The organism is Streptomyces sp. NPDC041968 (assembly GCF_055589025.1).
Genome location: NZ_JBVJCB010000004.1, coordinates 312,694 through 337,033 on the forward strand (window position 1 = coordinate 312,694; position 24,340 = coordinate 337,033).

Here is a 24,340-nt window from a genome sequence, read left to right on the forward strand (position 1 = left end):
CGGGGGCGCGGGCGTGTCCGTGAGCGGACCGGGCGTCAGCCCTTCAGCTGCTCGTAGGCGGGCAGCGTCAGGAAGTCGGCGTAGTCCTCGTCGAGCGACACCGTGAGCAGCAGGTCGTGGGCCTGCTGCCAGTTGCCGGACGCGAAGGCCTCGTCGCCGATCTCGGCGCGGATGTTGGCCAGTTCCTCGGCGGCGACCTTGCGGGCCAGCTCTGCCGTGACCTGCTCGCCGTTGTCGAGGACGACCTCCGCGTTGATCCACTGCCAGATCTGCGAGCGGGAGATCTCGGCGGTGGCCGCGTCCTCCATCAGGTTGAAGATGGCGACCGCGCCCAGGCCCCGCAGCCACGCCTCGATGTAACGGATGCCGACCTGCACGGCGTTGACCAGACCCGCGTACGTCGGCTTGGCGTCCAGCGAGTCGATCGCGATCAGGTCGGCCGCCCGCACGTCGACGTCCTCGCGCAGCCGGTCCTTCTGGTTCGGCTGGTCGCCGAGGACCTTGTCGAAGGACTCCATGGCGATCGGGACCAGGTCGGGGTGGGCGACCCAGGAGCCGTCGAAACCGTCGTTCGCCTCACGGTCCTTGTCGGCGCGGACCTTCTCGAAGGCGACCTTGTTGACCTCGGCGTCGCGCCGCGAGGGGATGAACGCGGCCATGCCCCCGATCGCGTGCGCGCCGCGCTTGTGGCAGGTGCGCACGAGGAGTTCGGTGTACGCCCGCATGAACGGGGCGGTCATCGTCACCGCGTTGCGGTCCGGCAGGACGAACTTGGCGCCGCCGTCGCGGAAGTTCTTCACGATGGAGAACAGGTAGTCCCAGCGGCCGGCGTTCAGCCCGGCGGCGTGGTCGCGCAGTTCGTAGAGGATCTCCTCCATCTCGTACGCGGCCGTGATCGTCTCGATCAGGACGGTGGCACGGACGGTGCCCTGCGGGATGCCGACGTAGTCCTGCGCGAAGACGAAGACCTCGTTCCAGAGGCGGGCCTCCAGGTGCGACTCCGTCTTCGGGAGATAGAAGTACGGGCCCTTGCCGAGGTCCAGCAGGCGCTGGGCGTTGTGGAAGAAGTACAGGCCGAAGTCGACCAGCGCGCCCGGGACCGGACGGCCGTCGACCTGGAGGTGGCGCTCGTCCAGGTGCCAGCCGCGCGGGCGCATGACGACCGTCGCCAGCTCCGCGTCGGGGCGCAGGGCGTACGACTTGCCGGTGCGCTCGTCGGTGAAGTCGATGGTGCGGGTGTAGGCGGCGGTCAGGTTGAGCTGGCCGAGGACCACGTTCTCCCAGGTCGGGGCGGAGGCGTCCTCGAAGTCGGCGAGCCAGACCCTGGCGCCCGAATTGAGGGCGTTGATGGTCATCTTGCGGTCGGTGGGGCCGGTGATCTCGACGCGGCGGTCGTTCAGCGCGGCCGGGGCCGGGGCCACCTTCCAGGAGTCGTCCGCGCGGATCGCGGCGGTCTCCGGGAGGAAGTCGAGCGTGGAGGTGCGGGCGATCTCGGCGCGGCGCTCCGCACGGCGGGAGAGGAGCTCGTCACGCCGGGGCGTGAACCGCCGGTGCAGCTCGGCCACGAAGGCGAGCGCCGCATCGGTGAGGACCTCCTCCTGCCGGGGCAGGGGCTCGGCGTCGACGATGGCCAGCGTGGACGGCGCTGGTGCGGACATGAGCTGTCACTTCCTTCAGCGGTGGCACCGGGTGCCAGAGGGTGCGTATGGGGCATCACACACTCGCGGTGGGGGTCCCCCCGGTCGAGCGCAGCCGAGAGTGGGGAGGGTCGAGTGCTTCTGGACAGTGGATAGTAGTTTCCTCATCGTGGAACTTCAAGGAGTGTTGATGTCGAGATTCTCTGAGTCGAGGGAAGGTGGCGCCCAGTGCCACGGCCCTCACTCAAGGTGGCGCAGGTCGGCCGCGGTGTCGATGTCGTACGGCAGCGCCACCTCCCCGCACTCCACGAGCGCGATCTCCGCCTCGTGTTCCCTCAGGTAGGCGCGTGCCCCCCGGTCCCCGGTCGCAGTCGCCGAGACGCCCGCCCAGTGGGCGGCGCCGAGGAGGACGGGATGCCCGCGCACCCCGGAGTACGCCGCCGAGACGAGTGAGGTCTCGCCCCGGTACCCGGCGCGCACCCGGGCCATCGCCTCCGCCCCGATGCCGGGCTGGTCCACCAGGGAGACCAGTGCGGCCCGCGCTCCCGTGCCGGTCAGCGAGCCCAGCCCGGCGCGCAGCGAGGACCCCATGCCCTCTTCCCAGCCGGGGTTGTCCACCAGGACGCATCCGTCGAGCGCCGCCCGCGCCCGCACCTCCTCGGCGCGCGCCCCCAGGACGACGTGCACGCGGGCGCACCCGGCCGCCCGCAGGGCGGCGACCGCGTGTTCGACGAGCGGGCGTCCACGGTGTTCGAGCAGTGCCTTGGGGCGTCCGCCGAGCCGCCGCCCGCCGCCGGCGGCCAGCAGCAACCCCGTCACCTGGTCTTCGTCGTCAGTCATGGGTCCTGCATACCCGACCGGTCGGCGTTGTTCCGGCGGGTGTGTCCGCGGTGCGGTTCGTGGCGGGCTGCTCATAGGACTGAATTTCGGTCCGCCCGGTGGCGCGGCCCGCTCCGGGTGGCGTTTACTGACCCGCGTCTCCGGCGCCCGACCAGCGCACGGGGTGCTCGGCACGTTCCCGCGCAGGGGCGCACGACGGCGTGCGGCCGGCGGGGCGCGAGGGGAGGGGCTGTGTTGCGGAGCTTGGGGCAGGCGCAGGTGACGGTCGGCGACGAGGACGTCAGAGTGGCGGAACTGCGGACCGCGGTGTCCCGGTTGCGTCGCCGGCTCGCGGCGCTGCCCGCCGACTTCCCGGACCGGGTGGTGGCCGAGGAGGAACTGGCGGACCTCGCCGCGATGACGGCGCACGGAGTGCCCGAGACCTCCCGGCTGCACCGCTCCCTGCTGCTGATAGCCGGCGCGATCGGCTCGGTCAGCGCCCTGTCGCCCGGGCTGGCGGAGGTCCGCCGGGCCGTGGAGCTCTTCGGCGACCCGCCCCGCCGCTGAGGCGCCGCCCGGGACGCGGCCGGGACCGCGGGCGGCGCGCGCTCAGGCGGCCGGGGTGCCGTTCGACGCCAGCAGGGCCTCCGACAGTTCGGCCGCGACCTGCTGGAGCAGGGGCACCATGCGGTCGGTCGCGGCCTCCGTGACCCGGCCCGCCGGGCCGGAGATGGAAATGGCGGCCGCGGTGGGGGAGTTCGGCACCGAGACGGCCAGGCAGCGGACGCCGATCTCCTGCTCGTTGTCGTCGATCGCGTAGCCCTGGCGCCGCACGTCCGCCAGCGCCGCGATGAAACCGTCCGGCGTGGTGATCGTCTTCTCGGTCGCCGCCGGCATGCCGGTCCGGCCCAGCAGCGCCCGCACCTCGTCCGCCGGGAAGTCCGCCAGCAGCGCCTTGCCCACGCCGGTGGAGTGCGGCAGCACGCGCCGGCCCACCTCCGTGAACATGCGCATCGAGTGCTTGGACGGCACCTGGGCGACGTACACGATCTCGTCCCCGTCGAGCAGGGCCATGTTCGCCGTCTCGCCGGTCTCCTCGACCAGCCGGGCCAGGTGCGGGCGGGCCCAGGTGCCGAGCAGCCGGGAGGCGGACTCGCCGAGCCGGATCAGGCGGGGGCCGAGGGCGTACCGGCGGTTGGGCTGCTGACGTACGTATCCGCAGGCCACGAGGGTGCGCATCAGGCGGTGGATCGTCGGCAGCGGCAGCCCGCTGCTCGCGGACAGCTCGCTCAGGCCGACCTCGCCGCCCGCGTCCGCCATCCGTTCGAGCAGGTCGAAGGCGCGCTCCAGGGACTGGACGCCGCCTGTGGCGGACCTGGCGGAGTCGGTGGTGCTGGCGCTGGACGTCGGCACGGCACGTTCCTTTCGGGGCTGGCGGGAGGAAAGAAGCGTACCCGGCGGCCGGTTGACTACCGGCTTGTACGTAGCTACGTTCTGCTTGCTGGAATTCTAATTCCGCTTTGTGGAAACGTCCAGGGCTCGGTCGTGGTCACGCCTACACAAAGGGTGCCTCTTGACGAGGTGGAACCGGGAATGAAGACTCCTTCAACAGAACGTTGAAATCGTCGGCGGAGATCGGCGGAGAGAGGGGTTCGGGTGTCCGAGGCTGAACTGGTGCTGCGCTCGACGCGCGTCGTCACTCCCGAGGGGACACGCGCCGCGTCCGTCGCGGTGGCCGGGGAGAGGATCACGGCCGTCCTGCCGTACGACGCCCCCGTCCCGGCGGGCGCCCGGCTGGAGGACGTAGGTGACCACGTCGTCCTGCCCGGACTGGTCGACACCCACGTGCACGTGAACGACCCCGGCCGCACCGAGTGGGAGGGCTTCTGGACCGCCACCCGCGCCGCGGCGGCCGGCGGCATCACCACCCTCGTCGACATGCCGCTCAACTCCATCCCGCCGACCACCACGGTCGACAACCTGCGCACCAAGCGCGAGGTCGCCGCGGACAAGGCCCACATCGACGTCGGATTCTGGGGCGGCGCCCTGCCCGACAACGTCAAGGACCTGCGCCCGCTGCACGAGGCCGGCGTCTTCGGCTTCAAGGCCTTCCTGTCCCCCTCGGGCGTGGACGAGTTCCCCCACCTCGACCAGGAGCAGCTGGCCCGCTCCCTCGCGGAGATCGCCGCCTTCGACGGCCTGCTGATCGTGCACGCCGAGGACCCGCACCACCTGGCCGCGGCCCCGCAGCAGGGCGGCCCCAAGTACTCCCACTTCCTCGCCAGCCGCCCGCGCGACGCCGAGGACACCGCGATCGCCGGCCTGCTCGCCCAGGCGAAGCGGCTCGGCGCACGCGTGCACGTGCTCCACCTGTCCTCCAGCGACGCCCTGCCGCTGATCGCCGAGGCCCGCGCCGACGGCGTGCGGGTGACGGTCGAGACCTGCCCGCACTACCTCACCCTCACCGCCGAGGAAGTACCCGACGGCGCCAGCGAGTTCAAGTGCTGCCCGCCGATCCGCGAGGCCGCCAACCAGGACCTGCTGTGGCAGGCACTGGTCGACGGCACCATCGACTGCGTGGTCACCGACCACTCGCCGTCCACCGCCGACCTCAAGACCGACGACTTCGCCACCGCCTGGGGCGGCATCGCCGGCCTCCAGCTCAGCCTCCCGGCGATGTGGACCAAGGCCCGTGAGCGGGGCCTCGGCCTGGAGGACATCGTGCGCTGGATGTCCGCGAACACCGCCCGCCAGGTGGGACTCGACGGGCGCAAGGGCGCCATCGCCGCCGGCCACGACGCCGACTTCGCCGTCCTCGCCCCCGACGAGACCTTCACCGTCGATCCGGCCGCCCTCCAGCACCGCAACCGCGTCACCGCCTACGCGGGCAAGACCCTGTACGGCGTCGTGAAGTCCACCTGGCTGCGCGGACAGCGCGTCGTGGTGGACGGCGCGTTCACCGAGCCGAAGGGACAGCTCCTCGACCGGGCCTGACGCGTCCGGACCCCCTGGACCACACTCTCCACGAACGACCCCGAAAGGAACACCTGATCACCGTGACGGCCCAGCAGAACCCCTCGTTGGCCAGCTTCACCGGAGACGCGAAGCCCTACGGAGGCGGCGACCCGTACGCGGACTACCGCACCGCCGACCTCCCCTTCACCCAGTACGCCAACCTTGCCGACCGGCAGCTCGGCGCGGGTGTCGTCGCCGCCAACGACGAGTTCTTCGCCCAGCGCGAGAACCTGCTGGTGCCGGAGCCCGCCGAGTTCGACCCCGAGCACTTCGGGCACAAGGGCAAGGTCATGGACGGCTGGGAGACCCGCCGGCGGCGCGGCGCCTCGGCCGAGCACCCCTGGCCCACCGAGGACGACCACGACTGGGCGCTGATCCGCCTCGGCGCCCCCGGCGTGATCCGCGGCATCGTCGTCGACACGGCCCACTTCCGCGGCAACTACCCGCAGGCCGTCTCCGTCGAGGGCACCTCGGTCGAGGGCTCGCCGTCGCCCGAGGAACTGCTCGCGGACGACGTCAAGTGGACGACCCTGGTCCCGCGCACGGCGGTCGGCGGCCACGCGGCCAACGGCTTCGCCGTCTCCGCCGAGCAGCGCTTCACCCACCTGCGCCTCAAGCAGCACCCGGACGGCGGCATCGCCCGCCTGCGCGTGTACGGCGAGGTCGTGCCCGACCCGGCGTGGCTCACCGCCCTCGGCACCTTCGACGTGGTCGCCCTGGAGAACGGCGGCCAGGCCGAGGACGCCTCGAACCTCTTCTACTCGCCGGCCACCAACACCATCCAGCCGGGCCGCTCCCGGAAGATGGACGACGGCTGGGAGACCCGCCGCCGCCGCGACCAGGGCAACGACTGGATCCGCTACCGGCTGGTGGACCGCTCGCAGATCCGCGCGATCGAGATCGACACCGCCTACCTCAAGGGCAACTCGGCCGGCTGGGCCTCGGTGTCCGTGAAGGACGGCGAGGACGGCGAGTGGCGCGAGATCCTGCCGCGGACCCGGATGCAGCCCGACACCAACCACCGCTTCGTCCTGCCCGAGGCGGCCGTCGGCACCCACGCGCGCGTGGACATCTTCCCCGACGGCGGCATCTCCCGCCTGCGCCTGTTCGGCTCCCTGACCGAGGACGGAGCGGCCCACCTCGCCGCCCGCCACCAGGAGCTCGGCGGCTGACCCATCCCGACCCGTGGGGCGCGCCCGGCCTGGACAGCACCGGCGCGCCCCACGCGCATCACCCGTCACCGGCGGCTTCCCGAGCGCCTCGTGCGCATGGTCCGCCGCCGGCGTCAGGCCGCGTGGCCGCCGTCCACCGAGAACTCCGCCCCCGTGACGTACCCGGCCGAGGCCAGGTGGGCGACGGTCGAGGCCACCTCCTCGGCCGTGCCGAAGCGGCCCAGCGCGGTCAGCGCCGCCTGTCCCTCGGCGTACGGCCCGTCGGCCGGGTTCATGTCGGTGTCGATCGGTCCGGGATGGACGATGTTCGCGGTGATGCCCCGTCCGCCCAGTTCGCGGGCGAGTGCCTTGGTCAGCCCGATCAGCGCCGCCTTGCTCATCGCGTAGAGCGTCCCGCCGGGGCCCGGCACCCGCAGGGCCATGCAGCTGCCGACGGTGATGATCCGCCCGCCGTCGACCATGTGGGCGGCCGCGGCCTGGGCGGTGAGGAAGACGCCCCGGACGTTGACGGCCAGCACGCGGTCCAGGTCGCCGACCGAGAAGCCCTCGACGGGGCCGAGCAGGCCGACGCCCGCGTTGTTGACCAGCACGTCGAGGCCGCCGAGGGCGTCCGCGGCCCGCTCCACCGCTTCCGTGGCCTGGGCCGCGTCCCCGGCGTCCGCCCGCAGGGGCACCGCCCGGCGCCCCAGCGCCTCGACGGTCCGTACGACGTCCTCGGCCGCATCCTTGCCGTTCACGTAGGTGAAGGCGACGTCCGCGCCCTCCCGGGCCAGCCGCACCGCGGTCGCCGCGCCGATGCCGCGACTGCCGCCCGTCACGAGGGCGGCCCGGCCGGTCAGCGGGGCGGTGGGATGAGTGAGTGTGTTCGTGTCCATGGCTCCATCCCAGCGGACCGCGAGGGCTCGTACCGGCGGTGAACGGACGTCGACCTCACGCGGTGAACTCGCCGAAACGCCATACGACTTACCGGCAACCTCCACGTACTTGTCATTGACATGCCACTGTCTACGCGCGTCATCATGAGGTCATGCGATTCCCCCCACGCGCCGCTCGGCTCGGCGCAGCAGCCGCAGTCCTGTCCGCCCTCCTCGTGGGCGGCACCGTCTCCGCGACCACCGCGGGCGCCGCCCCCGCCGCGGTCGGCGAGATCTGTCTCAGCGACCTGCCCGCGCAGGCGCACGACACCCTCGACCTGATCGAGCAGGGCGGCCCCTATCCCTTCGAACAGGACGGGACCGTCTTCCAGAACCGGGAGGGCATCCTGCCCGACCGGTCCACCGGCTACTACCACGAGTACACGGTGATCACCCCCGGCTCCGACACCCGTGGCGCCCGCCGGATCGTCACCGGTGAGGCAACCCGCGAGGACTACTACACGGCCGACCACTACGCCTCGTTCGACCTCGTCGACCACGGTTGCTGAACACCCCGGTCCGGCCCGGAGCGGTGGTCATCCGCTCCGGCTCTCGGCGGCGGCGAACAGCGCGCCGCCGAGAGCGAGCAGCGCCACGCTCGCGTAGACCTCGTAGCCGTCGAGGAAACCGATCCGCTGCACCAGGCCCCAGTGCCAGTCGGTGAACTCGTGCACCAGACCGGCGACGCCCTGGATCACGGCCATCAGGCCCAGGAACTCCAACAACTCCTTCATGCCGTCGACTCTCGCCCCGCGGTCCCCCCACGCACATCGGCCGCGGGGCGAGCCCTGTCCGACGAAAGACCCCGGTGCGTGCGGGCCGGGACGCCGATAGTCGACACCTTCGCGACTTCGGTCGCTCATCCCGCTCTCCCGGCCGCCGGTGCCGCCGGGTTCGTCCTCAAGGACACCCCGCCCGCGGAGATCCTCGACGCGGTGCGCAGGGTCGCGGCCGGCGACCCCGTCCTGTCGCCCGCCGTGACCCGGCGACTGATGGCCCACGCGGCCGGCGGCACCGCCGACACCAGACGCACCCGCGCGCGTGCGCGCATCGCCGCGCTCAACGACCGCGAACGCGAGGTGGCCGTCGCGGTCGGCCGCGGGATGGCCAACGCCGCCATCGCCGCGGAGCTCTTCATGGGCGTCGCCACCGTCAAGACCCACGTCTCCCGCATCCTCGCCAAGCTCGACCTGGACAACCGGGTGCAGATCGCGCTGCTGGCCTACGACGCGGGGCTGCTGGACGAGTACGGCGAGGACGGACCCTGACGCCGGGGCCGGTACGGGGGCTCGGGCGCCGGGGCCTGGACCTGAGGCTCGGACGCCGGGTTGCTGAAGCCGAGGCCCGGACGCCGGGCCCCGACGTTCACCCGGCGGCCCGCCCTCACTCCGCCGCGGACGCCCCGGAGGCACCGGCGCCGGGGACCTCCGCCGGCCGCACGGCTCTGCGCTCCCGCCGGGAGATCTCGCAGGCCTCGGCGATCAGCAGGGCCCGCAGCGCCTCGCGCCCGTCGCACGGGTTGGCCCGCTCACCGCGCACGACCTCCACGAAGGTCGCCAGCTCCGCCTCGTAGGCGGGCCCGAACCGCTCCACGAAGCCGGTCCACGGCTTGTCCGCGGCCGGCGGCCCGGTCGGCTCCGTCGAGGCGATCGGCGTACGGTCGTCGAGACCGACGACGATCTGGTCCGACTCCCCGGCCAGTTCCATGCGCACGTCGTACCCCGCGCCGTTCAGCCGCGTCGCGGTCACCGTGGCCAGCGTGCCGTCGTCCAGCGTGAGCAGCGCCGCGCCGGTGTCCACGTCGTCCGCCGCGCGGAACATCGGCGGCCCGGCGTCGGAACCGGCGGCGTACACGTCGGTGACCTCCCGCCCGGTCACCCAGCGCAGGATGTCGAAGTCGTGGATGAGCGTGTCCCGGTAGAGCCCGCCGGACTGCGGCAGGTACGCCGTCGGCGGCGGCGCCTGGTCGCTCGTCACCGCCCGGACGGTGTGCAGCCGGCCCAGCCGTCCGGACCGCACCGCCTCGCGGGCTCCCGTGTAGCCGGCGTCGAAGCGCCGCTGGAACCCCATCTGGAGGACCGTCCCGGCGGCCTCCACCTCGGCGATCGCCTGGATCGTGCCGGGTACGTCCAGCGCGATGGGCTTCTCGCAGAACACCGGCAGCCCCGAGCGTGCTGCCCGACCGATCAGTTCGGCGTGGGCCGCGGTGGCCGTCGTGATCACCACGGCGTCCACGCCCCACCGGAAGATCTCGTCCACGCCGGGGGCCGCCGTCTCGCCGAGCCGGTGGGCCAGATCCTGGGCCCGCCCGAGGTCGGCGTCCGTGAGGATCAGGGACCCGACGTCGCGGTGGCGGCTGAGCGTGTTGGCGTGAACGGTGCCGATGCGGCCCGTACCGATGACCCCGATGCGCATGGAATCAAAGTGGGCGCACAGCGTACGCCCTGTCAATGCGTATGTCCGGACAATCGAACTACACAACTTCCCGTCACCAGCGCACGGAGCTACGCTCGGCCCGTGCCGAAACCAGAAGTGGACCCGACCGTGTCGCTGGAGCTCAGCGTGGATCGCAGCAGCCCCGTGCCGCTGTACTTCCAGCTGTCGCAGCAGCTGGAGGCCGCGATCGAGCACGGTGCGCTGCCCCCCGGCAGCCTGCTGGGCAACGAGATCGAGCTGGCCGCGCGGCTCGGTCTGTCCCGGCCCACCGTCCGCCAGGCCATCCAGTCGCTCGTCGACAAGGGCCTGCTCGTGCGCCGCCGGGGCGTCGGCACCCAGGTCGTCCACAGCAAGGTCAAGCGCCCGCTCGAACTCAGCAGTCTCTACGACGACCTGGAGGCGGCGGGGCAGCGCCCGGCCACGAACGTCCTGGTCAACACCGTCGTCGCGGCGACCGCGGAGGTCGCCGCCGCGCTCGGCGTGGCCCAGGAGAGCGACGTGCACCGGGTGGAGCGGCTCCGGCTGGCGCACGGGGAGCCGATGGCGTACCTGTGCAACCACCTGCCGCCCGGCCTCGTCGACCTGGACACCGGACAGCTGGAGGCCACCGGCCTGTACCGGCTGATGCGCGCCGCCGGGATCACCCTGCACAGCGCCCGCCAGTCCATCGGCGCCCGCGCCGCCACCGCCGACGAGGCCGAACGGCTCGGCGAGGACGTCGGCGCCCCCCTGCTGACCATGGAGCGGACGACGTTCGACGACACGGGACGCGCGGTCGAGTTCGGCACGCACACCTACCGTCCGTCCCGCTACTCCTTCGAGTTCCAGCTGCTCGTGCGGCCCTGACCGGTGCCGTCCGGCGGCGGCCCCCGCCGTGCGGGTTCGTCGCAATGTCCGGACAATGTGACCGTCGTCGCACTCCCCGGAGGCGTGTGCTCCGCTTGTGTGTCGGACAATGGGGCGTTTGGGATTTCCGGATCCCGGCCGGGGCGTCGGCCGACGCCCGGCACGCACAGCAACGGCACAGCACGGCACAGCACGGCACGGCAAGAAGGGCACGGCCTCGTGGCACGGTTTCGGACATGGGTGGGCATCGCGCTGGCAGGGGCACTGTCGGTGTCCCTGGCCGGGTGCAGCAGCACGGGCGGCAAGCGCGCCGAGGACGCCCGCAAGGCCGCCTCCGCCCAGGGGAAGGCCGCGGTGGACACTCCCCGCTGGACCTTCGCGATGATCACTCACTCGGGTGATGGCGACACCTTCTGGGACATCGTCCAGAGCGGTGCCGAGCAGGCCGCCGTCAAGGACAACATCAATTTCCTGTACTCCCACGACGACGAGGCCCAGCAGCAGGCGCAGCTCGTCAACGCGGCGATCGACAAGAAGGTCGACGGGATCATCGTCACGCTCGCCAAGCCCGACGCCATGAAGTCCGCGCTGGACCGCGCGCGGAAGGCCGGCATCCCGGTGGTCACCGTGAACTCGGGCTCCGAGCAGTCCAAGGCGTTCGGCGCCCTCACCCACATCGGCCAGGACGAGACGATCGCCGGCGAGGCCGTCGGCGAGGAGCTGAACGAACGCGGCCGCCAGAAGGCGATCTGCGTCCTCCACGAGCAGGGCAACGTCGGCCACGAGCAGCGCTGCGACGGCGTGGAGAAGACCTTCGACGGAAAGATCGAGCGGCTCTACGTCAACGGCACCAGCATGCCGGACGTGCAGTCCGCCATCGAGGCCAAGCTCCAGACCGCCCCGTCCCTGGACGCGGTCGTCACCCTGGGCGCCCCCTACGCGGACACCGCCGTGAAGGCCAAGCAGGGCGCGGACAGCGAGGCCGAGATCGACACCTTCGACCTCAACGCCAAGGTCGCCGCCGGACTGGAGGACGGCAGCCTTGGCTTCGCCGTCGACCAGCAGCCCTACCTCCAGGGCTACGAGGCCGTCGACCTGCTGTGGCTGTACCGGTACAACGCCGACGTCCTCGGCGGTGGCCGGCCGGTGCTCACCGGGCCGCAGATCATCACCAAGGACGACGCCGCCGCGCTGAGCGACTACACGAGGCGGGGCACCCGATGAGCGCCACGCAGACGAAGGATTCTGACGAAAGGATTCTGCAGTCCTCTCCGCTGCGGAAGCTGCTGGGCCGCCCCGAGCTGGGCTCCGTCGTCGGCGCGATCGCCGTCTTCCTCTTCTTCGCCTTCTTCGCCGACAGCTTCCTGCACGCCGCCAGCCTCAGCACGGTGCTCTACGCCGCCTCCACGATCGGCATCATGGCCGTCCCGGTGGCGCTGCTGATGATCGGCGGCGAGTTCGACCTGTCCGCGGGCGTCATGGTCACCTCGTCGGCGCTGGTGTCGTCGATGTTCAGTTACCAGATGACCGCCAACGTCTGGGTGGGCGTGGCCGTGTCCCTGCTGGTCACCCTCGCGATCGGCGCCTTCAACGGCTACATGCTCACCCGCACGAAACTGCCGAGTTTCATCATCACGCTCGGCACCTTCCTGATGCTGACCGGCCTGAACCTGGGCTTCACCAAGCTGATCGACGGCACCGTCTCCACCAAGACGATCGCCGACATGGAGGGCTTCGCCTTCGCCCGGGACGTCTTCGCCTCCACGCTCACCGTCGGCGGCGTCGGCTTCAAGGTCACCATCCTGTGGTGGCTCGCCCTGGTCGCCGTCGCCAGCTGGATCCTGCTGCGCACCCGGGCCGGCAACTGGATCTTCGCGGTGGGCGGCAACAAGGACGCGGCGCGCGCGGTCGGCGTCCCGGTGGCCAGGACCAGGATCGGGCTGTACATGGGCGTGGCCCTCGGCGCCTGGATCTCGGGCCAGCACCTGCTCTTCTCCTACGACGTCGTCCAGTCCGGCGAGGGCGTCGGCAACGAGCTGATCTACATCATCGCGGCCGTCATCGGCGGCTGCCTGATCACCGGCGGCTACGGCAGCGCCGTCGGCTCGGCGGTCGGCGCGCTCATCTTCGGCATGACCAGCAAGGGCATCGTCTTCGCCGAGTGGAACCCCGACTGGTTCAAGTTCTTCCTCGGAGCGATGCTGCTCCTCGCGACCCTGCTCAACGCCTGGGTCCGCAAGCGCGCGGAGGCCACCAAGTGACGCAGACCGAACGCCGTACGCCGCTCGTGGAGCTGTCCGGCGTCAGCAAGCACTACGGGAACGTCCGCGCCCTGGAGGGCGTGTCCCTCCAGGTGCGCGCGGGCGAGATCACCTGCGTGCTCGGCGACAACGGCGCCGGCAAGTCGACCCTCATCAAGATCGTCTCGGGTCTGCACCGGCACGACGGCGGCACCCTGAGCCTGGACGGCGAGGAGACGAGCCTGTCCTCCCCGCGCGAGGCCCTGGACCGCGGCATCGCCACCGTCTACCAGGACCTGGCCGTCGTCCCCCTCATGCCGGTCTGGCGCAACTTCTTCCTGGGCTCCGAGCCGCGCAAGGGCGTCGCCCCCTTCAAGCGCATGGACGTCGACCACATGCGCCGCACCACCCGCGCCGAGCTGCTGCGGATGGGCATCGACCTGCGCGACGTCGACCAGCCCATCGGCACCCTCTCCGGCGGTGAGCGCCAGTGCGTGGCGATCGCCCGCGCGGTGCACTTCGGTGCGAAGGTGCTCGTCCTGGACGAGCCGACCGCCGCCCTCGGCGTGAAGCAGTCCGGCGTCGTCCTGAAATACGTCGCGGCCGCCCGCGACCAGGGCCTGGGTGTCGTCCTCATCACCCACAACCCGCACCACGCGTACCTGGTGGGCGACAGGTTCGTGCTGTTGAAGAGGGGTTCGATGGTGGGCAACCACGAGCGCGAGGACATCACGCTGGACGAGCTGACACGGCAGATGGCGGGCGGAACGGAGCTGGACGATCTGCGGCACGAACTGGAACGCCGCTAGGGCCCAGGCGTGCGGGAATCGTCGGAGGGCCCCGCGAGGGGCACGGGGGGACTCCGCGACCAGCCATGACGTACCCGCCGACGGTGAACACGGTCACCACCCGCCCCCGTCCATTCGGCACCCGGCATGAGCGTGCGGCACAATCGCACCCGATGAGCACCTACCGCGACTTCACCGCCCCCATCGGCTCCCGCCGCGCCCCGGTCCTGCGCACCGTGGGCACGAGGGAACGCCGCTCACACCTGACGGCGCCCCGCGTGCCCACGGTCGGCATCGACATCGGCGGCACGAAGGTCATGGCGGGCGTCGTCGACGCCGACGGCAACATCCTGGAGAAGCTCCGCACGGAGACGCCGGACAAGTCCAAGAGCCCCAAGGTCGTCGAGGACACCATCGTCGAACTGGTCCTGGACCTCTCCGACCGGCACGACGTGCACGCCGTCGGCATCGGCGCGGCGGGCTGGGTCGACGCCGACCGCAACCGCGTGCTGTTCGCCCCCCACCTGTCCTGGCGCAACGAGCCGCTGCGCGACCGCATCGCCGGCCGCCTCGCGGTCCCCGTCCTGGTGGACAACGACGCCAACACCGCGGCCTGGGCGGAGTGGCGCTTCGGCGCCGGCCGCGGCGAGGACCACCTCGTCATGATCACCCTCGGCACCGGCATCGGCGGCGCGATCCTGGAGGACGGGCAGGTCAAGCGGGGCAAGTACGGAGTCGCCGGCGAGTTCGGGCACATGCAGGTCGTGCCGGGCGGCCACCGCTGCCCGTGCGGCAACCGCGGGTGCTGGGAGCAGTACAGCTCCGGCAACGCGCTGGTCAGGGAAGCCCGGGAGCTGGCCGCGGCGGACTCGCCGGTGGCGTACGGCATCATCGAGCACGTCAAGGGCAGCATCGGCGACATCACCGGCCCAATGATCACCGAGCTGGCCCGCGACGGCGACGCCATGTGCATCGAGCTGCTCCAGGACATCGGCCAGTGGCTCGGCGTGGGCATCGCGAACCTCGCGGCCGCGCTCGACCCCTCCTGCTTCGTCGTCGGCGGTGGCGTCAGCGCCGCCGACGACCTGCTGATCGGCCCCGCGCGGGACGCCTTCAAACGTCAGCTCACCGGCCGCGGCTACCGCCCGGAGGCCCGCATCGTCCGCGCCCAGCTCGGCCCCGAGGCCGGCATGGTGGGCGCCGCCGACCTGGCCCGGCTGGTCGCCCGCCGGTTCCGCCGCGCCAAGCGGCGGCGGGTGGAGCGCTACGAGCGGTACGAGCGCTTCGCGGAGGCCCGCCGCACCCCCCGGGAGTCCCTGTGACGGACTCCGTGCCCCAGCAGGCCGGCCCCCCGGACGAGTCCGGGCGCCCGGTGGAGGACCGCCGGCACATGATCCGCCGCCGGTCGCTCACCCTGCTCATCATCGTGCTGCTCATCGGCGTCCCGGCCGGCTACCTCGTGATCTCCGCCAACCAGAGCCGCGACAGCGGCCGGGAGAAGGAGGCGAAGTACGCGGCGACCGGCATGACCGAGGGCTGGCCGTCCAAGCTCCAGCGTCGCGTCTACGAGGTCCCGGTACCGGTCCCCTCCGAAGAGGTCGCCTACTACGAGACGAACAACTGGAAGACCAGCCGCCTCTACGTCCAGTTCGAGACCACCGGCGCCGGCCTCGACGCCTTCCTCGCGGGGCTGGGCGTCGACCGGGACGCCCTGAAGCGGGACAACATCGCCATCAGCGACCGCGCCCAGCGGGTCACCGGCTGGGAGTTCGGCGGGTCCGGCTCCTGGTGGGGTCTGGTCAACGAGCAGCGCGACCCGGCACCCACCCAGGACGTCGTCGTGAACATGGAGAACCCGGACTACCCCATGGTCTACGTGGTCTCCCGCACCGTTCCCTGACTCCGCACCCGCGACGAGCGGCCCCGGCAGGCCGCCGGAGCCGATTGTCAGACCCCGCCCGTAGAGTCGAAGACAGTTGATCGGACCCGCGGGCGGGAGGTGACAGGACGTATGAGCGACACGGCTGTGGTGGACGTGATGACCGGCGGGCGAGCGGATGAGCGCGGACGGCCGCGGCAGCCGGAGGAGCCGGCGCCCGTCCCCCTCCGGCTCGCGGCCGTCTTCCTCCCCGCCAGCCTCCCGCGCGACGGACGGATCGCCTTCTGGGACCCGGAGGGCGGCGCCGTCACCTCGGGGCTCCACTCCGCCGAACCCACCGAACTCACCGTGGTACGTCGCCACGGCGCCGGGGTGCGACGCGGCACGACGCCCGCGCTGTCGCTCCCGGTCGGTGAGGCCCTGCCCCTGCTGGTGCGCGCCCGGCACGACCCTGCCGCCCACCCCGCCACCGCGTGCTGGGGAGCGGCGGCCCTGCACGCCCTGCGGCTCACCGCGCGCGGCCGGCTCCTGCCCGGCCTGACGACGACCGGGCACGACGCCTGGCGGGCCGGCCCCCTGGACCCCGACGACGTCGCGCACCTGCGGGCCGTCGCCGCCGCCCTGCCCCCGGAGGGCCACGCGGTCCCGCTGGACGGCCCGGGCCCGATCCGGCTGCCGGAGCCGGAAGCACTGGTCCGCGCCTTCCTGGACGCCGTCGCGGACACCCTGCCCCGCACTCCGGCCGCGCCCCACGCCTCCGGCCGCCCCTTCGCCGCGCGCGGAGCGCAGCACCTGCCCGGCGCCCACGACTGGGCCGCGGAGGTCGCCGCCGGCATGGACGCGGGCGTGCGGATCTCGCTCCGCCTGGACCTGTCGGCCTACGACCTGTTCGACGCGGACGGCGACGGCAGCGGCGGCGCGCGCGGTGCCGGAGCCGCGATCGTGCAGGTCCACAGCCTCGCCGACCCCACCCTGGTGGCCGACGCGGCGGACCTGTGGTCGGGAGCGGCCGACGCGGCGTTCGGTCCCCGCACCCGCGTGGACGCCGCCCTCGCGGTGCGGCGCGCGGCGCGCGTCTGGCCGCCGCTCGACCGGCTCGCCGAGCAGGACGTGCCCGACGTCCTCAGCCTGTCCGAGGAGGAGGTCACCGACCTGCTGGGCGTGGCCGCCGGCCGGCTCGCCGCCGCCGGGGTCGCGGTGCACTGGCCCCGCGACCTGGCCCAGGACCTCACCGCGACCGCGGTGGTCCGGCCCGCACCCGGTTCGGCGACGGACGGCACCGGCTTCTTCGAGAGCGAGGACCTCCTCCAGTTCCGCTGGCAGCTGGCGATCGGCGGCGACCCGCTCACCGAGGCCGAGATGGACGCCCTGGCGGAGGCCCACCGCCCCGTCGTCCGGCTCCGCGACCGGTGGGTGCTGGTCGACCCGGGCCTGGTACGCCGCGCCCGCAAGCGCGACCTCGGTCTGCTCGACCCGGTCGACGCCCTGTCCGTCGCTCTCACCGGAAGCGCGGAGGCGGACGGCGAGACGGTCGAGGTGGTGCCGGTGGGCGCGCTGGCCGCCCTGCGCGACCGGCTCACGGCGGGCGTACGGCCCGCCGAACCGCCGCCCGGCCTGCACGCCACCCTCCGCGACTACCAGCTCCGCGGCCTGTCCTGGCTGGACCTCATGACCTCGCTCGGCCTGGGCGGCTGCCTCGCCGACGACATGGGCCTCGGCAAGACGGTCACGGTCATCGCGCTGCACCTCAAGCGGGCCCGGACGGAACCGACGCTGGTGGTCTGCCCCGCCTCGCTCCTGGGGAACTGGCAGCGGGAGATCACCCGGTTCGCGCCCGGCGTCCCCGTCCGCCGCTTCCACGGCAGCGACCGCACCCTGGAGGACCTGGCCGGCGGTTTCGTCCTCACCACCTACGGCACGATGCGCTCCGCCGCGGCCACCCTGGCCGAGCAGCGCTGGGGCATGCTCGTCGCGGACGAGGCGCAACACGTCAAGAACCCGTACTCGGCGACGGCGAAGGCCCTGCGCACCATCCCGTCCCCGGCGCGCGTGGCCCTGACCGGCACCCCGGTGGAGAACAACCTCTCCGAGCTGTGGGCGCTCCTCGACTGGACCACCCCCGGCCTCCTCGGCCCCCTCAAGTCCTTCCGCGCCCGGCACGCCCGAGCGGTGGAGAACGGGGAGGACGAGCAGGCGGTGGAGCGCCTCGCCCGGCTCATCCGCCCCTTCCTGCTGCGCCGCAGGAAGTCCGACCCGGGCATCGTCCCCGAGCTGCCCCCGAAGACCGAGACGGACCACCCGGTCCCGCTCACCCGCGAACAGGCCTCGCTCTACGAGGCCGTGGTGCGCGAGTCGATGCTCGCCATCGAGGCGGCCGAGGGCATGGGCCGCCGGGGCCTCGTCCTCAAACTGCTGACCTCGCTGAAGCAGATCTGCGACCACCCCGCGCTGTTCCTGAAGGAGGAGCACCCGCCGGGCGGCGGCGACCGTCTGAGCGCCCGCTCCGGCAAACTCGCTCTGCTGGACGAGCTGTTGGACACGGTCCTCGCCGAGGACGGCTCGGTCCTCGTCTTCACCCAGTACGTCGGCATGGCCCGCCTCATCACCTCCCACCTGGCCCTCCGCGCGGTCCCCGTCGACCTGCTGCACGGCGGTACACCGGTCCCCGAGCGGGAGCGCATGGTGGACCGCTTCCAGAGCGGGGCGACGCCCGTCCTCGTCCTGTCCCTCAAGGCCGCCGGCACCGGCCTGAACCTCACCCGCGCGGGCCACGTCGTGCACTTCGACCGCTGGTGGAACCCGGCCGTGGAGGAACAGGCCACCGACCGCGCCTACCGCATCGGCCAGACCCAGCCGGTCCAGGTCCACCGCCTCATCACGGAGGGCACGGTCGAGGACCGCATCGCCGAGATGCTCCAGTCCAAGCGGGCCCTGGCCGACGCGGTCCTCGGCTCGGGCGAGTCGGCCCTCACCGAGCTGACCGTCGGTGAGCTGTCCGACCTGGTGTCCCTGCGGAGGCCGTCATGACCCCCCGGCCCGCCGACGAGGCCCGCCGCGCCCTGCGCGCGGCGCGCGAACGCGGTGAGGAGGCGTCGCACCCCGCCGCCGGGGCGGACGGCGACGGCGCCCGCCCCGGCCCGCACACCGCGGCGTCCGAGCCGACGGGTGAGCAGGCCGAAGGGGACGACCACTCCGAGAGCCGGGACCGCCGCCCATCCCGGGAACAGGAGGGCCGCGCCCGGCGCCAGGGCCGCGACCGAAACCCCGGCAGCGACCAAGGCCGCGACCGTGACCTGGGGCCCCACCTGAGCCTCGACTGTGATCAGGGGGCCCACCCGAGCCTCGACCGCGACCGTGATCAGAACCTCGACCCCGGCCGCGACCGTGACCAGGGCCGTGACGGGGAGCGCGGCCAAGACCTCGACCGGGTCCGGGACCGCGGCCAGGACCAGGACCAGGACCGGAGCGAGCACCAGGACCGGGCCGAGGAGGAGCACCCCGGGCCGCGCCCGGGGGACATCGCGCGCGCCGCGCTGCGTCACGCCCGCACCGCGAAGGCCGTCACGGTGTCACCGGAAGCCGCACCCGAGGCACTCCCGTCCAGCGGCCCGCGGCCGGACACATCCGGCGCTGCGGGCGGGGAAGCCGCCCGGCCAGGAGGGACGACCCGGCCCGCTCGGCCCACGGCCACCGGCGCCGGCACACCCCCCGCGTCCGCGGACCCGTCCGACGACGCGGACAGTCGGCCGGCCGATGTGGCACGTGTGGCCCGGCTGGCCGATGCGGCGCGTGAGGCCCGACCGGCCGATGTGGCACGTGAGGCCCTGCGGGCGGCACGTCGGCAGGCGCGGGTGGACTCGGCGCTCAAGGGCGCGGCGAGTTCCCGCCGGCCGTCCCGCCCGGCCCGGGGGCCGCAAGTGGCGGGCGGTTCACCTTCCGCCGCCGCCCGCGCCCGCGCCGTTCGGGACTTCGCCGGGAAGGCCTTCCGGCTGCCGCCGGACGTCGACCCCGCCGGGACGGCCGCGTCTGCCGTGGAGCCCCTGCCCTCCGAGCCGCTGCCCGGTGAGCCCTTGTCCCCCGGTGAGCCCACCGGCGGGTCCGCGGACTCCGCCGAAACGTCACCGCCCGCGGAGCCGACGCCCCCCGAGCCGACGCCCCCCGAGCCGACGGCCGCTGCCACCCCACCGCACGAGCCACCGCAGCCGCGGATCAGCGTGGCGGCGCACCCGGAGCGTGGACCGGAGGGTTCGGAGCCGGTCCCGCGGCGGCCCTCGCACCAGGCACCGCACGGCACACCGTCACGCGGCCCGCACGAGGACGCCCTTCCCACGCCACCTTCCGTGCCCCCCGTGAGAACCGCAGCCCCCACCCCACCCAGCACCCCCCGCACCCCGCGCTCCATGGCGGCCCCCGGCCGGGACGGTGAGCTGCGGCGTACCTTCCCCGCCCTGCCGCCCAGGCCGGCGGAGGGCGGGGACTTCGCCGGGACATGGTGGGGAAACGCGTGGGTGACCGCGCTGGAGGAGGGCGCCCTGGACGCCGCGCGGCTGGCGCGCGGGAGGGCGTACGCCGAGCGGGGGCACGTCGACGCGATCACCGTGACCCCGGGGCTGGTCCTCGCGTACGTACAGGGCAGCCGCCCCCGGCCCTACCGCGTGCAGGTCAGGCTGCGCACGCTGGACGACGCGGGCTGGGAGCGGTTCCTGGACGCCGCCGTCGAGCGGCCCGGGCACATCGCCGCCCTCCTCGACAAGGAGCTGCCCCACTCCCTGGCCGACTGCGGCGTCCCCCTGCTGCCCGGCCCCGGCGACCTCGCCCCGCAGTGCAGCTGCCCGGACTCCGGGCACCCCTGCAAGCACGCCGCCGCCCTCTGCTACCAGACGGCACGCCTGCTCGACGCCGACCCCTTCGTCCTGCTCCTGCTGCGTGGCCGGGGCGAACGCGAGCTGCTGGACGCCCTCTCCCGGCTGAACGCGGCCCGGGCCGCCCGCGCCGCCCAGGACCGCGGGCCCACGCCCCTGCCCGGAGTGCGGGCCGCCGCCGCCCTGGCCGAGCGCACGCCGCCGCCCCTCCCGGCGCCGCTGCCCGCACCCCCGCACCCCGAGCAGCCACCGGCCTACCCGGCGGCACCGGGCGGCCCCGACCCGTTCGCGCTGGACCAGCTGGCCACCGACGCCGCAGCCCGCGCCCACGCGCTCCTCACCACGGGCCGCGACCCGATCGGCGGGCTGACGCTGTGGCGGGACGCCGTCCGGCTCGCCGCGGCCCGCCCCGGCTCCGGTCTCACCGCGGGAACCCGCGCGCTCTACGCGTCCCTCGCCCAGGCCGCCGGCCGGGAGACCGCCGAGCTGGCGCGCGCGGTGGCCGCCTGGCGCCAGGGCGGACCGGACGGACTCGACGTCCTGGAGGAGCCCTGGGACCCGCCGGCCGGCCGTTTCGACCGGGCCCGCCCCCTGCTGCTCGCCGCGGACCTCCCCGCCTTCCGCCCCTGGCGCAACCACCTGACCCACCCCCGGGGACACGTGCAGCTCCGGCTCGGCCGGACGGGCCTCTGGTACGCCTACGAGTCCGAGCCCGGCCGCGACGACTGGTGGCCGCGCGGCACCCCCGACCTCGACCCGGTCGGCGCACTGACGGGCCTGGGCGGCGCCGGCGACCTCTGACCGGTCCGGGACGGTCGGCCTCCCACGGCGGGACCGGCGGGACATACACGCCGAGGCCCCGGCGAGGCCATGGAGGCCCGTCACACAGCACTCGCTGCCACCCTGTTCGCGCGGTCCATGCCGTTCGGGATGCCGTCGCCGGATGATGCGCGGACACCGGCGCCGGAATCCGTGATCCGGCTCCAGAGCGTGTCCATCCCAGGAGGCAGCCGACATGGGACAACCGCACCCGCCGCACCCCCCGCACCCCCCGCACCCTCCGCACCGCTCCGCGAAGAGCCGCCGCCGCGCGGCGGGCGTCCGCAGGTGGATGACCGCCGCGGCAGGCGCCCTCGCCCTCACCGCCGGCCTGGTGGCCGGGGGCCCGCAGGCGTCCGCCGCGGGTCTGACCCAGATCACCGGTTTCGGGACCAACCCGGGCAACCTGTCCATGTACGCGTACGTGCCCGACGCCCTGCCCTCCGACGCGCCGCTCGTGGTCGCCCTGCACGGCTGCACCCAGAGCGCCAACGACTACTACGCCCACTCCGGGTGGCCCACCGTCGCCGACCGCTACGGCTTCGCGGTGGTCTTCCCCCAGACGAGCAGCGCGAACAACGCCAACAACTGCTTCAACTGGTTCCAGCCGGGTGACAGCGCGCGCGACCGGGGCGAGGCGCTGTCGGTCCGGCAGATGGTGGAGGAGGCCGTCGCGCGCTACGGCAGCGACCCCGGACGCGTCTACGTCACCGGCCTGTCGGCCGGCGGTGGCATGACGGCGAACCTGCTCGCCGCCTACCCCGACGTCTTCGCGGGCGGCGCCGTCGCCTCCGGTCTCCCCGCCGCCTGCGCCGACAGCGTGGGCGCGGCCTACACCTGCATGTACAGCCCGCCGGACCGGACGCCCGCCCAGTGGGGCGACCTGGTCCGCTCCGCGGCCCCCGCGGGCACCACCTCCTGGCCGCGCGTGGCGATCTGGCAGGGCACCGCCGACACCACCGTCCGGCCCGCCAACGCCACGGAACTGCGCGACCAGTGGACCGACGTGTGGGGCATCGGCCAGACGCCCTCCCGGACCGACACCCTCACCGGAGGCACCACGCGCACCGTCTACGACGACCCCTCCGGCCGGCCCGCGGTCGAGGTCTACTCGATCTCCGGCATGGCCCACGGTCTCGCGGTCGACCCCGGCAGCGGCGCCGAGCAGTGCGGAGCCACCGGTGCCTACTACCTCGACACCATCTGCTCCAGCCACCACACCGCCCGCTTCTGGGGGTTGGACGGCGGCGGCGGCGAGGAGCCCGGCCCGCTCCCCGCCCCCACCGGACTGGCCGTCACCGGGACCACCGCCACCTCGGTCACCCTCAGCTGGAACGCCGTCCCCGGAGCGACCTCGTACGCCGTCCTCCGCGGCGGCGCCCGGATCGCGACCACCGCGTCGACCGGCCACACCGACAGCGGCCTCGCGTCCGGCAGCACGTACCGCTACACGGTGACCGCCGTCGACGCCGCGGGTGCGGCGGGCCCGCCCTCGTCCGCGGTCGCCGCGACCACCACCGGGTTCACGCCCACGTGCCACACGGCGAGCAACTACGACCACACCGTCGCCGGCCGGGCCTACGCGGAGGGCGGCCGGGCCTACGCCCGTGGCTCCGGCCAACCCATGGGCCTGTGGAACACGTTCACCACCCACACGCTCCAGCAGACCTCACCCGGCCACTACGTGGTCGCCGACTCGGGTTGCCCGGTCTGAGCACCGCGAGCGCCCCCCCCGGCCACCCGGAGGCGCTCACCGGCGCCCGGCCGTCAGCCCGTGTGTCCGGCTCCGCGGCGCGACGGGTGGCCGGCCGCTCCAGCCGCGGCTCCCGGGGGCATATGCCGTTCGATCAATAGGGGCTGACGGTGCGTCACGCCCATGAGACCCTTTTCCGATGATCACTCTCCGTGTCGCCGTCCTCTCCGGGACCGGCCTCCTGGTCGCAGCGTTGGGTGCCTGGCTGGCGGTGGTCCGCTGGGAGGACGGGGACAAGATCGCGACGTCCGTCTCGGCGTTGGCCGCCGTGGCCGCGGTCGGCGTCTCCGTCTGGGCCGCACTGCACGCCTCTCGACAGCAGCCGACGCTCGTCGCGTCACGTACGGGCAGCGCGACCACCCGACGGGGAGACGCGAACACGGGAGTGAAGACCGGACGCGCCGCCGACGGCTCCCAGCGGGCCGAGGACACCGGGGACGCGAGCTCGACCGACGGCGACGCGAACACGGGAATCCAGTGAAACGCCGCCCGGTGGAGGGCAGGGCGAACCGGACGGGGAACGCACAGGCGGACGCCTACGCGAACACGGGTGTCCACATCGGCGATGTGGCCATCGACTACCACCCGCCACCGCCGCCGTCGGGGGTGCGGTTCGTGCACATCGGCATTCCCCCGCACACGAGACCGCGATGGGCGGAGTATCCGCACCGGTCCGGCTTCCTCGTCTGTGAGTTCACCGAAAGGTGCGAGAGGCTCTTCAGTCTCACGAGCCTGATCTACGACGCCGATCTGTTCTTCGACCTGATCCTGCTGAACGTGGGCGACTCGCCCGCCGTCCTGTCCAAGGTGGGGATCGCGGTCGAGGAAGTGCAGCAAGTGGTCTACATGTACGGATATCCGGAGGCCAGCGTCATCAGGCCGGCCACGGACGAGTACGAGATCGTCATGCCGCCGATCAGGAAGCAGTACAAGGTGGGTCTCATGGACCACATGGCACCGGACCGGGTCGACATACGTCCGACGTACGATCTGCCCGACCCCTTGTACCTCCCGCCTCGCGGCATCTACCGGTACACCCTGCACCTCGCGTCGTACCAGCGGAACATGCCCAACCACGCTCAGGTCCGGCTCGTGGCGGAGGCGAGTGGGCAGGAGGTGTTCTCCCCCAAGTTGCACGTCTTCACCCGGTGACAGCGCGC

22 protein-coding genes are annotated in these 24,340 nt (G+C 73.2%); 16 read left to right on the forward strand and 6 right to left on the reverse strand.

The features are described 5' to 3' along the window. Nucleotides 1-35 precede the first annotated feature (35 nt). Nucleotides 36-1,658, reverse strand: coding sequence for a malate synthase A (aceB, locus tag ACZ6EG_RS12385; protein ID WP_391968488.1), 1,623 nt, complete (start codon nt 1,656-1,658; stop codon nt 36-38). Nucleotides 1,659-1,877: 219 nt separating this feature from the next. After that, nucleotides 1,878-2,477 carry a nucleotidyltransferase family protein gene (locus ACZ6EG_RS12390; protein WP_391968487.1) on the reverse strand — a complete coding sequence of 200 codons (600 nt, stop codon included), beginning with the start codon at nt 2,475-2,477 and terminating at the stop codon, nt 1,878-1,880. 231 nt (nt 2,478-2,708) lie between these two features. Between ACZ6EG_RS12390 and ACZ6EG_RS12395 the strand changes: the two genes are divergently transcribed. Next, the gene (locus ACZ6EG_RS12395) at nt 2,709-3,023 is read left to right on the forward strand and encodes a DUF5955 family protein (protein ID WP_469603984.1); all 315 of its coding nucleotides are present in this window, start codon (nt 2,709-2,711) and stop codon (nt 3,021-3,023) included. Between the two features lie 42 nt (nt 3,024-3,065). Here ACZ6EG_RS12395 and allR read toward each other — a convergent pair whose 3' ends face one another. Next, a complete protein-coding gene (allR, locus tag ACZ6EG_RS12400) occupies nt 3,066-3,869 on the reverse strand; it encodes an allantoin degradation transcriptional regulator AllR (RefSeq protein WP_053139235.1) in 804 nt (267 codons plus the stop codon). Nucleotides 3,870-4,112: 243 nt separating this feature from the next. Here allR and allB point away from each other — a divergent pair, with 243 nt between their 5' ends. Together allB and alc are read left to right on the forward strand one after the other, a co-directional pair. Next, on the forward strand, nt 4,113-5,450 hold the full coding sequence (gene allB, locus ACZ6EG_RS12405; RefSeq protein WP_391968485.1) for an allantoinase AllB: 1,338 nt from the start codon (nt 4,113-4,115) through the stop codon (nt 5,448-5,450). A 62-nt stretch (nt 5,451-5,512) separates the two neighbouring features. Next, nucleotides 5,513-6,643, forward strand: a complete 1,131-nt coding sequence (gene alc, locus ACZ6EG_RS12410; RefSeq protein WP_391968484.1) for an allantoicase — start codon at nt 5,513-5,515, stop codon at nt 6,641-6,643. A gap of 113 nt (nt 6,644-6,756) precedes the next feature. Here alc and ACZ6EG_RS12415 read toward each other — a convergent pair whose 3' ends face one another. After that, entirely contained in the window at nt 6,757-7,518 is a 762-nt protein-coding gene (locus ACZ6EG_RS12415) for a 3-oxoacyl-ACP reductase family protein (RefSeq protein ID WP_391968483.1), read from the reverse strand. Between the two features lie 152 nt (nt 7,519-7,670). Between ACZ6EG_RS12415 and ACZ6EG_RS12420 the strand changes: the two genes are divergently transcribed. Then, nucleotides 7,671-8,066, forward strand: coding sequence for a ribonuclease domain-containing protein (locus ACZ6EG_RS12420; protein WP_391968482.1), 396 nt, complete (start codon nt 7,671-7,673; stop codon nt 8,064-8,066). Nucleotides 8,067-8,093: 27 nt separating this feature from the next. Here the strand turns inward: ACZ6EG_RS12420 and ACZ6EG_RS12425 are convergent, their stop codons facing one another. After that, nucleotides 8,094-8,291, reverse strand: a complete 198-nt coding sequence (locus ACZ6EG_RS12425; RefSeq protein ID WP_383639405.1) for a hypothetical protein — start codon at nt 8,289-8,291, stop codon at nt 8,094-8,096. On the opposite strand from ACZ6EG_RS12425, the gene ACZ6EG_RS12430 reads away from it, so the two are divergent. Then, a complete protein-coding gene (locus ACZ6EG_RS12430; protein WP_469603991.1) occupies nt 8,208-8,825 on the forward strand; it encodes a response regulator transcription factor in 618 nt (205 codons plus the stop codon). The two genes, ACZ6EG_RS12425 and ACZ6EG_RS12430, sit on opposite strands and share 84 nt — an antisense overlap. Nucleotides 8,826-8,940: 115 nt before the next feature. Here ACZ6EG_RS12430 and ACZ6EG_RS12435 read toward each other — a convergent pair whose 3' ends face one another. After that, the gene (locus tag ACZ6EG_RS12435) at nt 8,941-9,972 is read right to left on the reverse strand and encodes a Gfo/Idh/MocA family protein (protein WP_469603995.1); all 1,032 of its coding nucleotides are present in this window, start codon (nt 9,970-9,972) and stop codon (nt 8,941-8,943) included. A 129-nt stretch (nt 9,973-10,101) separates the two neighbouring features. Here ACZ6EG_RS12435 and ACZ6EG_RS12440 point away from each other — a divergent pair, with 129 nt between their 5' ends. The 11 genes from ACZ6EG_RS12440 to ACZ6EG_RS12490 all read left to right on the forward strand — a co-directional run bounded on the left by ACZ6EG_RS12440 (nt 10,102) and on the right by ACZ6EG_RS12490 (nt 24,332). Then, nucleotides 10,102-10,839, forward strand: coding sequence for a GntR family transcriptional regulator (locus ACZ6EG_RS12440; RefSeq protein ID WP_469604324.1), 738 nt, complete (start codon nt 10,102-10,104; stop codon nt 10,837-10,839). A 219-nt stretch (nt 10,840-11,058) separates the two neighbouring features. Next, nucleotides 11,059-12,063 carry a sugar ABC transporter substrate-binding protein gene (locus ACZ6EG_RS12445; RefSeq protein WP_469603998.1) on the forward strand — a complete coding sequence of 335 codons (1,005 nt, stop codon included), beginning with the start codon at nt 11,059-11,061 and terminating at the stop codon, nt 12,061-12,063. Further along, a complete protein-coding gene (locus ACZ6EG_RS12450; protein WP_469604001.1) occupies nt 12,060-13,100 on the forward strand; it encodes an ABC transporter permease in 1,041 nt (346 codons plus the stop codon). Before ACZ6EG_RS12445 ends, ACZ6EG_RS12450 begins: the two co-directional genes overlap by 4 nt. After that, the gene (locus tag ACZ6EG_RS12455; protein ID WP_469604004.1) at nt 13,097-13,888 is read left to right on the forward strand and encodes an ATP-binding cassette domain-containing protein; all 792 of its coding nucleotides are present in this window, start codon (nt 13,097-13,099) and stop codon (nt 13,886-13,888) included. The genes ACZ6EG_RS12450 and ACZ6EG_RS12455 overlap by 4 nt, the downstream gene beginning before the upstream one ends. 152 nt (nt 13,889-14,040) lie before the next feature. Beyond that, nucleotides 14,041-15,189: an ROK family glucokinase gene (locus ACZ6EG_RS12460; protein WP_356607167.1), complete on the forward strand. Its 1,149-nt coding sequence runs from the start codon at nt 14,041-14,043 to the stop codon at nt 15,187-15,189. After that, complete coding sequence (locus ACZ6EG_RS12465; protein ID WP_391968476.1) at nt 15,186-15,767, forward strand: sugar kinase; 582 nt, start codon at nt 15,186-15,188, stop codon at nt 15,765-15,767. Before ACZ6EG_RS12460 ends, ACZ6EG_RS12465 begins: the two co-directional genes overlap by 4 nt. 138 nt (nt 15,768-15,905) lie before the next feature. After that, complete coding sequence (locus ACZ6EG_RS12470) at nt 15,906-18,773, forward strand: DEAD/DEAH box helicase (RefSeq protein WP_391968715.1); 2,868 nt, start codon at nt 15,906-15,908, stop codon at nt 18,771-18,773. Nucleotides 18,774-19,264: 491 nt separating this feature from the next. Continuing rightward, on the forward strand, nt 19,265-21,409 hold the full coding sequence (locus ACZ6EG_RS12475) for an SWIM zinc finger family protein (RefSeq protein ID WP_469604327.1): 2,145 nt from the start codon (nt 19,265-19,267) through the stop codon (nt 21,407-21,409). A 310-nt stretch (nt 21,410-21,719) separates the two neighbouring features. Further along, complete coding sequence (locus ACZ6EG_RS12480; protein WP_391968475.1) at nt 21,720-23,141, forward strand: extracellular catalytic domain type 1 short-chain-length polyhydroxyalkanoate depolymerase; 1,422 nt, start codon at nt 21,720-21,722, stop codon at nt 23,139-23,141. Between the two features lie 178 nt (nt 23,142-23,319). Continuing rightward, nucleotides 23,320-23,661: a hypothetical protein gene (locus tag ACZ6EG_RS12485; RefSeq protein WP_391968474.1), complete on the forward strand. Its 342-nt coding sequence runs from the start codon at nt 23,320-23,322 to the stop codon at nt 23,659-23,661. Next, nucleotides 23,658-24,332: a hypothetical protein gene (locus tag ACZ6EG_RS12490; RefSeq protein ID WP_391968473.1), complete on the forward strand. Its 675-nt coding sequence runs from the start codon at nt 23,658-23,660 to the stop codon at nt 24,330-24,332. The genes ACZ6EG_RS12485 and ACZ6EG_RS12490 overlap by 4 nt, the downstream gene beginning before the upstream one ends. Nucleotides 24,333-24,340 lie beyond the last annotated feature (8 nt).

Bases quoted from the DNA above. Each gene is read 5' to 3' on its own strand.
- ACZ6EG_RS12390 (WP_391968487.1), bottom strand. From the start codon at position 2,477: ATGACTGACGACGAAGACCAGGTGACGGGGTTGCTGCTGGCCGCCGGC.
- ACZ6EG_RS12460 (WP_356607167.1), top strand. From the start codon at position 14,041: ATGAGCACCTACCGCGACTTCACCGCCCCCATCGGCTCCCGCCGCGCC.
- ACZ6EG_RS12480 (WP_391968475.1), top strand. From the start codon at position 21,720: ATGACCGCCGCGGCAGGCGCCCTCGCCCTCACCGCCGGCCTGGTGGCC.
- ACZ6EG_RS12450 (WP_469604001.1), top strand. From the start codon at position 12,060: ATGAGCGCCACGCAGACGAAGGATTCTGACGAAAGGATTCTGCAGTCC.
- ACZ6EG_RS12470 (WP_391968715.1), top strand. From the start codon at position 15,906: ATGACCGGCGGGCGAGCGGATGAGCGCGGACGGCCGCGGCAGCCGGAG.
- ACZ6EG_RS12425 (WP_383639405.1), bottom strand. From the start codon at position 8,291: ATGAAGGAGTTGTTGGAGTTCCTGGGCCTGATGGCCGTGATCCAGGGC.
- aceB (WP_391968488.1), bottom strand. From the start codon at position 1,658: ATGTCCGCACCAGCGCCGTCCACGCTGGCCATCGTCGACGCCGAGCCC.
- ACZ6EG_RS12415 (WP_391968483.1), bottom strand. From the start codon at position 7,518: ATGGACACGAACACACTCACTCATCCCACCGCCCCGCTGACCGGCCGG.
- ACZ6EG_RS12435 (WP_469603995.1), bottom strand. From the start codon at position 9,972: ATGCGCATCGGGGTCATCGGTACGGGCCGCATCGGCACCGTTCACGCC.
- ACZ6EG_RS12420 (WP_391968482.1), top strand. From the start codon at position 7,671: ATGCGATTCCCCCCACGCGCCGCTCGGCTCGGCGCAGCAGCCGCAGTC.
- ACZ6EG_RS12485 (WP_391968474.1), top strand. From the start codon at position 23,320: ATGATCACTCTCCGTGTCGCCGTCCTCTCCGGGACCGGCCTCCTGGTC.